At 55.9% G+C, this 9140-nt stretch carries 7 protein-coding genes; 3 read left to right on the forward strand and 4 right to left on the reverse strand.

Translation table 11 applies throughout. The features are described from left to right. Positions 1-55: 55 nt before the first annotated feature. Both dcd and udk read right to left on the reverse strand, forming a co-directional pair. Positions 56-637 (reverse strand): dCTP deaminase, encoded by a 582-nt coding sequence (gene dcd, locus ACVLVH_RS07130; RefSeq protein WP_007888946.1) that lies wholly within the window; start codon positions 635-637, stop codon positions 56-58. 72 nt (positions 638-709) lie between these two features. Beyond that, positions 710-1348 carry a uridine kinase gene (udk, locus tag ACVLVH_RS07135; protein ID WP_008104883.1) on the reverse strand — a complete coding sequence of 213 codons (639 nt, stop codon included), beginning with the start codon at positions 1346-1348 and terminating at the stop codon, positions 710-712. Between the two features lie 230 nt (positions 1349-1578). On the opposite strand from udk, the gene ACVLVH_RS07140 reads away from it, so the two are divergent. The 3 genes from ACVLVH_RS07140 (at position 1579) to yegD (ending at position 6346) form a co-directional block, all read left to right on the forward strand. Then, positions 1579-2190, forward strand: a complete 612-nt coding sequence (locus ACVLVH_RS07140; RefSeq protein WP_498949104.1) for a phosphatase PAP2 family protein — start codon at positions 1579-1581, stop codon at positions 2188-2190. 161 nt (positions 2191-2351) lie between these two features. Further along, positions 2352-4916, forward strand: a complete 2565-nt coding sequence (locus ACVLVH_RS07145; protein WP_280171867.1) for a diguanylate cyclase — start codon at positions 2352-2354, stop codon at positions 4914-4916. Between the two features lie 77 nt (positions 4917-4993). Continuing rightward, on the forward strand, positions 4994-6346 hold the full coding sequence (gene yegD / locus ACVLVH_RS07150; RefSeq protein ID WP_110866643.1) for a molecular chaperone: 1353 nt from the start codon (positions 4994-4996) through the stop codon (positions 6344-6346). 56 nt (positions 6347-6402) lie between these two features. Here the strand turns inward: yegD and ACVLVH_RS07155 are convergent, their stop codons facing one another. Then, complete coding sequence (locus ACVLVH_RS07155; RefSeq protein WP_167391199.1) at positions 6403-7737, reverse strand: carbohydrate porin; 1335 nt, start codon at positions 7735-7737, stop codon at positions 6403-6405. Between the two features lie 218 nt (positions 7738-7955). Then, entirely contained in the window at positions 7956-8918 is a 963-nt protein-coding gene (locus ACVLVH_RS07160; RefSeq protein ID WP_110866641.1) for an aldo/keto reductase, read from the reverse strand. Positions 8919-9140 lie beyond the last annotated feature (222 nt).

The following is a 9140-nucleotide window of genomic DNA, read 5'->3' on the forward strand; positions in this document are numbered from 1 at the left end:
ATTCAAGGTGCAGCTGCGTTGGCTGCGCTCGCTCACCCCGGTCACTTACTGATAGTCAGTCTTTGTCGATGCGGCTGGCATCCGCGCCCTGCTGACCACGATATTTGGCATCTTCGCGACGGTTATACGGTCGCGCAGCCGGGCCCGACAGCGGCTCAAAGCTCAGTGCACCAATTAACATGCCTGGACGCAGCGCCAGCGGCAGTTTGCCTGAATTATAGAACTCCAGCACGATGCGGCCTTGCCAGCCCGGATCGATACGGTGCGCCGTGACGTGCACCATTAAACCCAGGCGTGCCAGCGAAGAGCGGCCATCCAGCCAGCCGACCAGATCGTCAGGAATGGTGACCGATTCCAGCGTTACCGCCAGCGCCAGCTCGCCAGGATGCAGGAAAAAGGCTTCGCCTTCCGGCAGCACAATCTCGTCGCTCATCACACGGTCCAGCGCGGCACTGACTTCATGCTTTGGACCACTCAAATCAATAAACGCCGCCGTATGACCGCTAAAAGTGCGGAACTGATTGCCGAGGCGCACATCCACCGTGGCGCCGTTGATGCGTTCCACTGGCGGGCGCGGCTCAATCGCCAACTTTCCGTTGTCCAGCCAGGCTTCAATATCGCGATCGCATAATCTCATCGCAGGTACTCCATGAATTAAGTGTAGCGAATGGCTACGACAGCGCGTCACGCCGGGGCGGACGCCATGTCGTCAAAGATACTGATTAATCTTGGCCTTGAGGATATCAATGGCGATACGGTTTTTTCCGCCGCGCGGCACAATGATGTCAGCGTACTGCTTGGAAGGTTCAATAAATTGCAGGAACATCGGACGCACGGTCTTCTGATACTGGCTCATCACCGAATCCATGGAGCGACCGCGCTCATTCACATCGCGCTTCATGCGGCGCATCAAACAGATATCCAGCGGCGTATCGACGAAGATAGAGAAATTCATCTCCTGACGCAGGCGGGCATCGGTTAACAGCAAGATGCCTTCGAGAATGATGACTTTCTTCGATTTGAGATGAATACAGTCGCTGGTGCGGGTGTGCTCAACATAGCTGTAAACCGGCAACTCAATTTCCTGACCAGCTTTAAGCGCGCGCAGATGCTGCAACAACAGATCATGATCCATCGCACTCGGATGGTCATAGTTGGTTTTCACCCTCTCTTCCATAGTGAGGTGGCTCTGATCTTTATAGTAGGCATCTTCGGGGATCACACCGATATGCTCGTCACCGACCTGGTCACGGATTTCACGATAGAGCGTGCTGGCGATAAGACTTTTTCCGGATGCGGATGCACCTGCGATGCCAACGATCACGCACTGATGAGACTTGTCAGTCATACTTTTTTAAGACCTGATAACTGGAGCCTGCCTAAGCCGAAGCTGCAACGGGCCGAATGAGAGGGTTAGTTGGCGGCAATTATAGGTATTTCACCGGGTTGATGCCAGAGAAATGGGCCAACGGCTTTTCAGAATATCCCCTTTTGCAGCCAGACGCTTAATCGATACACTGTTCATCTGCCAACACTGCAGCTGGCGTTGGCACTCCGAATATAGCCGCAAGGAAAAGTATGAGCTGGAAAACCCTGACCTATTTTGGCGACAGCATGTTGCTGATCCCGACCGCGGTGATCATCGCGCTGGTCTTGCCATGGAAAAGCGACAACCGCCAAACCGTCTGGTATTGGGTGCTGGCGTTTGGTCTGGCTGGCCTGGTGGTGAGCGTCTCGAAAATCCTGTTTCTCGGCTTTGGCATTGGTAGCGCCCGATTCAACTTTACCGGCTTCAGCGGCCACAGCGCGATGTCGGCCACGCTCTGGCCGGTGATGATGTGGCTGATCTCCGGCCGCTGGTCGCCGCGCTGGCGCCTGTTTACCATTGGCATCGGCTATCTGATCCCGCTGATGGTTGGCCTGTCGCGCCTGGTCATCCACGCGCACTCCAAAAGCGAAGTGCTGGCGGGCCTGATACTCGGCTTTACGCTTAGCACCGCATTCCTGCTGACGCAGCGCCGTACTTCACTAAAGGGCTTTAGCCTGCCGCAGATTGGCGTCGCGCTGCTGGTGCCGCTGTTGCTGCTCAGCCACGGCCGCGTCGCCACCACGCAACAGTTCCTCGAACGCTTCTCTGCCAATCTTGCCGGCTTAGAAAAGCCGTTTACCCGCGCCGATCTTTTTCGCTAATACCGTTTGGCCCTTTGCGCGCAAAGGGCCAATCAATTCAGTGAATAACGACTAAAGTCGAATTCCCCGCAGACATCTCAAACAGATGTGCTAGCATGCAAAATAGTGATTGGTTGGCGCATTTTCCATCGTGAATCAGGTGCGCGCTGCTGGATTCTTGCATGACCCTCGAGATACTAACTTCACAGGAAAGGCCACAGCGAACCTGGCTCAATGCCTTGCTCATTGGCGGGCTCACTTTTCTACTGACGCTATTTTGCCTGGAACTGATTGTTGTCAGCGGCCGTATTTCGCCGCTTTGGTACTCCACCGCGCTGATGACGGTGATCGTGTTTCGCGCCCACTCCAAACACGTTCCCTTGCTGCTGCTTGCCTGCGTATTGGGTACCGCGTTAGCCAATCTGATCATTATTGGCCCCGCGCTCAGCAACATTAAGTTCGCCATCTTAAATATGGTGCAGGCGATTCTGGGCGGCGTGATGCTGCGCGCGCTGCTCGATCGCCGCGCCCCGCTCAATTCGTTACTCGACTGGGTGCGCTTTGCCCTGTGCGCCGGCCTGATTGCGCCGCTGTTAGGTGGCGTCGTGGCATTGTGGATGCTGCATGTGGGCAGCAATGCGTCACTGCCCTTCTTCTCGACGTGGGTGATTTCTGAGGTGATCGGCGTGCTGGCGTTTGGCCCGGTGTTATTGCTGTGGCCAAATAAACCGCTGCGCCAGATTTTGACGCCAGGCCGTCAGTTGGAAACCGGCCTGACGCTGCTTGTCACGCTGCTCGCCAGCTATTTGTCGCTGCGTTTTCTGCCGTGGCCCTTCACTTTTATTGTGGTGATTCTTTTTTGGTGCTCGGTGCGGCTACCCAAGTTCGAAGCGTTTCTGCTGTTCTTCCTCAACGCCAGTTTCATCTCGATTCTGCTGGCCTTTAACTGGGTCAACCTGGCGCAAAACGGCATGCTGCTCGGCCAGGTCAGCACATGGCTGCCATTTCTGTTGGTGCTGCTGCCGAGCCACGTGATGGCGCTGGTGATGGATGCCTTCCAGCGCGAGAAGCATCATATCAGCGAGAGTGAAACCCGCTTCCGTAACGCTATGGAATACTCCGCGATTGGCATGGCGCTGGTTTCGCCGAATGGCGGTTGGCAGCAGGTCAATCATTCGCTGTGCCAGACGCTGGGTTTCCCGGCCGATGAGCTGAAAAAGCTCACCTTCCAGCAAATCACCCATCCCGACGATCTCAACAACGATTTACAGCAGCTGGAGCGATTGGTGGCGGGTGAAATCATGACCTACACCATGGAGAAGCGCTATTTCCGCAAAGATGGCGAAATCGTCTGGGCGCGCCTGACGGTATCGATGGTGCGCGACGCCGCGCAACAGCCGCACTACTTCATCGCGCAGATTATCGATATCTCCGAACTGAAGCAGAGTGAGCAGATTAATCGACGCTTGATGGAGCGCATCACGCTGGCCAATGAAGCTGGCGGCATTGGCGTCTGGGAGTGGAATCTGCTGACCGGCGAGATGTTGTGGGACAAGCGCATGTATGAGCTATTTGGCTTAAGTCCGCACCAGACGCCCACCTACGATCTGTGGGTGCATCTGCTTGATCCGGCCGAGCGGGAAACCGCCACGCTTGCGGTGCAGCAGGCCATCGAACGCCGCAGCGCTTTCCAGCTGGAATACCGGATTAATCTACCGGAAGGCCCGCGCTACGTGCGCTCTGAGGCCAACCGCATTCTGAGTCAGGATGGGCAGATTGAACGTATGCTCGGCATCTGTCAGGACATCACGCCGCTGCGCGCGCTGAATGAAGCGCTGTTCCAGGAAAAAGAGCGCATGGCGATCACCCTCGATTCCATCGGTGAAGCGGTGATCAGTACCGATGATGAAATGCGCGTCACCTTTATGAATCCGGTGGCCGAAACGCTGAGCGGCTGGCCACAGGAAAAAGCCGCAGGCGTACCCATTACCGAACTGCTTAACATCACGCGCGGCGCGAGCGGCCCGCGCGTCGATAATTTGCTGTTGTGCCAGCTGCCGGACGAAAAAATCTCTCCCGAACTCGATGAAGAGCTGGTGCTGCATACACCAGACGGCACGCGCGTGGAGATCCACTACAGCATCACGCCGCTGAAAACCCTGACCGGCGCCAGCATCGGCGCGGTGATGGTTATTCAGGACGTCAGTGAATCGCGCAAGGTGATGAAGCGCCTGAGCTACAGCGCTTCACACGATATGCTGACGCGCCTGCCAAATCGCCACAGCTTCGAGCAGCGTTTGAAGCAGTTGGTGAACGATGCGGCGGCCAACCACACCCATCACGTCTTGGTATTTATCGATCTGGATAAATTCAAGGCGGTGAACGATACCGCCGGGCATGCCGCCGGTGATGCGCTGCTGCGCGAACTGGCAGAGCTGATGCCGCATCATCTGCGCAGCAGCGATATGCTGGCGCGTTTGGGCGGCGACGAATTTGGCGTGCTAATGCCGAATTGCGAAGTGGATCAGGTGCGCGACGTGGTGCAGCGTATCGTCACCGCCGTGAGCGAATATCGCTTTATGTGGCAGGAGCAGACTTATCACGTCGGCGCGAGTGCCGGCATCACGCAAATTGATCAACGTAACTGCATCAGCAATGTGGTGATGTCACAGGCCGATGTCGCCTGTTACAGCGCAAAACACGCGGGCCGTGGTCAGTATCACGTTTATCAGGAAGTGCAGATGTAATCTGCCACGTCTGCCCATTGCCAGCCCGTGCTGGCTGCGCTAAAGTCGCCCCCTTTTTTCCGGCATGGGGGATAAATATGTTTATCGGATTCGATTACGGCACAGCAAACTGCTCAATTGCGGTCAGCGATAATGGCACGCCGCGCCTGCTGACACTGGAGAATGGTCAGCGCTTGCTTCCCTCCATGATTTGCGCGCCAACGCGTGAAGCGATCAGCGAATGGCTGCATCGCCATCATCAGGTGCCAACGCCCGACAGCGAAGGCACCGCCTTATTGCAGCGTGCGCTGCGCTATAACCGCGAAGAAGATATCGACGTCACGCCAGGCAGCGTGCAGTTCGGTTTGACCGCGCTGCAGCAATATATGGTCGATCCCGAAGAAGTGTGGTTCGTGAAGTCACCGAAATCCTTCCTCGGCGCTAACGGCCTGAAGCCACAGCAGATCGCCTTCTTTGAAGATTTGGTGTGCGCGATGATGCTGCACATTCGTCAGCAAGGCGAAACCCAGCTCGATCGCCCGATTGAGCAAGCGGTGATTGGCCGCCCGATTAACTTCCAGGGTTTAGGCGGCGAAGAGGCTAACCAGCAGGCGCAAGGCATTCTGCTGCGTGCGGCACAGCGCGCCGGTTTTCGTGATGTGGAGTTCCAGTTTGAGCCGGTGGCGGCGGGCCTCGATTTCGAAGCCACGCTGCAGAAAGAGACGCGCGTATTAGTCGTCGATATCGGCGGCGGCACCACCGACTGCTCGATGCTGCTGATGGGGCCGGAATGGCGTCATAAAACCGATCGCCGTGAAAGTTTACTTGGCCACAGCGGATGCCGCGTGGGCGGAAACGATCTCGACATTATGCTGGCGTTTAAAACCCTGATGCCGCTGCTGGGGCTCGGTGGCAATACGCAAAAAGGCACCGCGCTGCCCGCGCTGCCGTGGTGGAATGCGGTGGCGATCAACGACGTTCCGGCACAAAGCGACTTCTATTCCGCGGCCAGCGGCAAACTGCTGCGCGATTTGATCCGCGATGCTGAACACAGCGACAAAGTGGCGCACCTGCTGAAAGTGTGGCAGCAGAAGCTGAGCTATCGTCTGGTGCGTGCGGCGGAAGAGAGCAAGATTGCGCTGTCGGAGGTGAAAGAGACCGATGCCTCGCTGGCGTTTATCGCCGCGCAATTGCAGGCGCAAATCAGCGCTGCGCAGCTGGAAGAAGCGATTAATCAACCGCTGGAACGCATTCTGGAGCAAGTGCATCTGGCGCTCGCCACCTGCGAAACCAAGCCGGAAGTGATTTATCTCACCGGCGGTAGCGCACGTTCTCCGGTGTTGCGCGCGGCGCTACAACAGGCGCTGCCCGATACGCCTATCGCCAGCGGCGATGACTTCGCCTCGGTGACCGCCGGCCTCGCCCGCTGGGCCGAAGTGATGTTCAGATAATTCCCTCTCCCTGCCCTCTCCCAAAGGGAGAGGGCAAAGTCACACATTCTGCCAGATTAGAAATTCACGTTCGCACTGATCCCACCCACAAACGCATCTTTCACTTCACTTACCGCCCCCGGCGCCACCACATATTGCAGGTTCGGACGCAATTGCAGCCATTTGGTCAGCTGCGCGTTGTAGTAGATCTCATAGTTATACTCTGATCCATCCTGAATCGGCAGATAGGTTGGGCTATTGAAGTCGGTCTCACCGTTCGCGTTGTTCTGCTCACGCTGCGAACGCGTGTAAGCGCTGTTAACGTGAATACGTGCCGCACCCACACCAATCTCATCCTGCGGACGCGCATCAAACGGCCCTTTCCAGGTGAAGCTCACCGACTGATAGTTATCCGTTTTCGAGGTTTTATGGTCGTTCATCACCGCTTGAACGGTGACGCCCAAACCACGGCTGGCATCGCCGCCCTGCGCGGTCAGTTGCTGTTGCAGCAGCACGTAGCCGCCGTAAGCGTGATCCTGGCTCTGATAAGCCCCATCGCGCCAGCTGCCGTAGTTGTCGCCGTTAGCCGAAGAGTAGTAATAGCCGATACGGTAATTACCCGGCAGCTTGTCGGCACCTAACGTTGGTTTCCAGCCCAACTCTACCGGCACCAGATTGCCTTCGGAGTTGCTGGTATCAAGACGGAATCCGTCGCCGCGATCGTAGTTGGCGCGGTTCTGGTTATAGAAGCCCACCTGGAAGAACACTTCAGGTGTGATATTCACCTTCACGCGGCCGCCCCATTGGGACACCGGCCAGTTGAACCAGCGATCGCCACGCCAGTTACCAGCCTGGCCGCTACCGAACGCCAGGTTCTGGAACTTACTGTCAAAGTTATCGAAATCTTCACCGACGGTAACGCGACCGGCTTTCAGGTTCACGGTGTTATCGAACAGACCTTTGCTTAACCAGAACTGGGTTAAACGCCAGGTTTGGCCGCGTCCGTACACTTCCTGAGTGGAGGACAACATGCCGGTGCGACGATCGGCGACCTGGTCGGAAATGTTCTGACCATTACGATCGGTAATCGTCATCTGGAATTGCGCATCCTGCCAGTTGAGCAGTTTTTCCAGGTCGAAGTTAGCGCCAAACGCCCACTGATCGCTGTAGCGCATTGAGGTGTTGGTATCGGCGCCGCCCGCCAGATTGGAGCCGCTTTCCATGGTGTAGTTAACGTCGAATTTTATGCCGTCATTTTCCAGCTGCGTTCGGTAACCGCCCCAATCACCAAACATATAGGGAGAGTCGTAACTGAAAGCATCAGCGGCCAGCGCAGATGCACTCAGCATCGCAAACATCAGAGTTCCCGCTGCCAGACGGGGTAAATGCTGCACTGCTTCTTTTCTGTTCATGATGGTTATTCTTATATGAAGTTACTGGAATGGATCGAACAGAGGATAGTGCTGAGGATTTGTCAGTTTTTGCAAATATGTGCGCAGTTTACCGCAGGATGATAGTGCGTTAGCGCAATTGTGACGTCTGTCGATGATTGAAAATCTTTTGTGGGAAATGGCATTTTTTGTGAGGCAGAGCTGGAAAATAGCGGGACGCCGCAGCGTCCCTGAAAACCTTACAGTTTGCTGGCGCTCGCCAGCTCTTCGATCTCTTGCTTGCTGAGCTCGAGCTGGGTGGCTTTCACCAACTCATCCAACTGCTCCAGCGACGTGGCGCTGACAATCGGGGCGGTAATGCTCGGACGGGCAATCTGCCACGCCAGCGCCACCTGCGTTGCCGACACATCGTGCGAGGCGGCGACATCTTCCAGCGCTTCAACAATGCGCTTACCGCGTTCATTCAGGTACTTGTCGACGATGCCCTGCCCGCGCTGACTTTTGCTGGCATCCTCTGGCTTTTTGTACTTACCACTGAGGAAGCCGCTGGCCAGCGAATAGTAGTTAATCACACCGAGGCCATTTTTCACCGCAACCTGCTCCAGACCGCTTTCATACTCCTGACGATCGTAGAGATTGTATTCCGGCTGCAGGGTTTCATAGCGCGCCAGGCCATGTTGCTTGCTCACGTCCAGCGCTTCCTGCAGACGTTTAGCGTTGTAGTTGGACGCGCCAATGGCACGCACTTTGCCCTCTTTGATCAGCGAATCGAAGGCTTTCAGCGTGTCCAGCAGCGGCGTCGCGTCATCATCGCGGTGCGCCTGATAAAGATCGATGACGTCGGTTTGCAGGCGGCGCAGCGAATCTTCTACCGCCTGACGAATGTAAGCCGGTTTGAGGCCGGTTTTCTCCGGCGACAGCTCCATGCCAACTTTGGTTGCCAGCACGATGCTGTCGCGCTTGCCGCTTTTCTTCAGCCATTTACCGATGATGGTTTCCGATTCGCCACCTTCGTTACCCGGCGCCCAGCGCGAATAAACGTCGGCGGTATCGATGAAGAACAAGCCCTTCTCCACCAGCGCATCAAGCAGGGAAAATGAGGTTTTCTCATCCACCGTCCAGCCAAACACATTGCCGCCAAAGGTGAGACGGGGAACTTCAATACCGCTGTCGCCGAGCTGGCGGAGTTTCTGTTGACTCATTTTGTTCTCCTTATTCAAACGAGACAGGTCTGTATTGAGCTTAGCAAAGGAAATTGCCGCGCTTATGCCTATTGCTGGCAGAATATTTACAGAATATGAATACTTACCTTCAATGGGGCGATATTCTTATTTCCTTCAATTTTTGCCCGGTCCGGGCGACTACAATCATTCGTTTGCGAAATGGCTATTTTTATATTTCGCATTGGGGAAAACGAAAAATGC

This window comes from Kluyvera sp. 1366 (assembly GCF_054823405.1).

Coding starts and splice junctions, on each gene's coding strand:
- dcd (WP_007888946.1), bottom strand. CDS start 637: ATGAGATTATGCGATCGCGATATTGAAGCCTGGCTGGACAACGGAAAG.
- udk (WP_008104883.1), bottom strand. CDS start 1,348: ATGACTGACAAGTCTCATCAGTGCGTGATCGTTGGCATCGCAGGTGCA.
- ACVLVH_RS07140 (WP_498949104.1), top strand. CDS start 1,579: ATGAGCTGGAAAACCCTGACCTATTTTGGCGACAGCATGTTGCTGATC.
- ACVLVH_RS07145 (WP_280171867.1), top strand. CDS start 2,352: ATGACCCTCGAGATACTAACTTCACAGGAAAGGCCACAGCGAACCTGG.
- yegD (WP_110866643.1), top strand. CDS start 4,994: ATGTTTATCGGATTCGATTACGGCACAGCAAACTGCTCAATTGCGGTC.
- ACVLVH_RS07155 (WP_167391199.1), bottom strand. CDS start 7,737: ATGAACAGAAAAGAAGCAGTGCAGCATTTACCCCGTCTGGCAGCGGGA.
- ACVLVH_RS07160 (WP_110866641.1), bottom strand. CDS start 8,918: ATGAGTCAACAGAAACTCCGCCAGCTCGGCGACAGCGGTATTGAAGTT.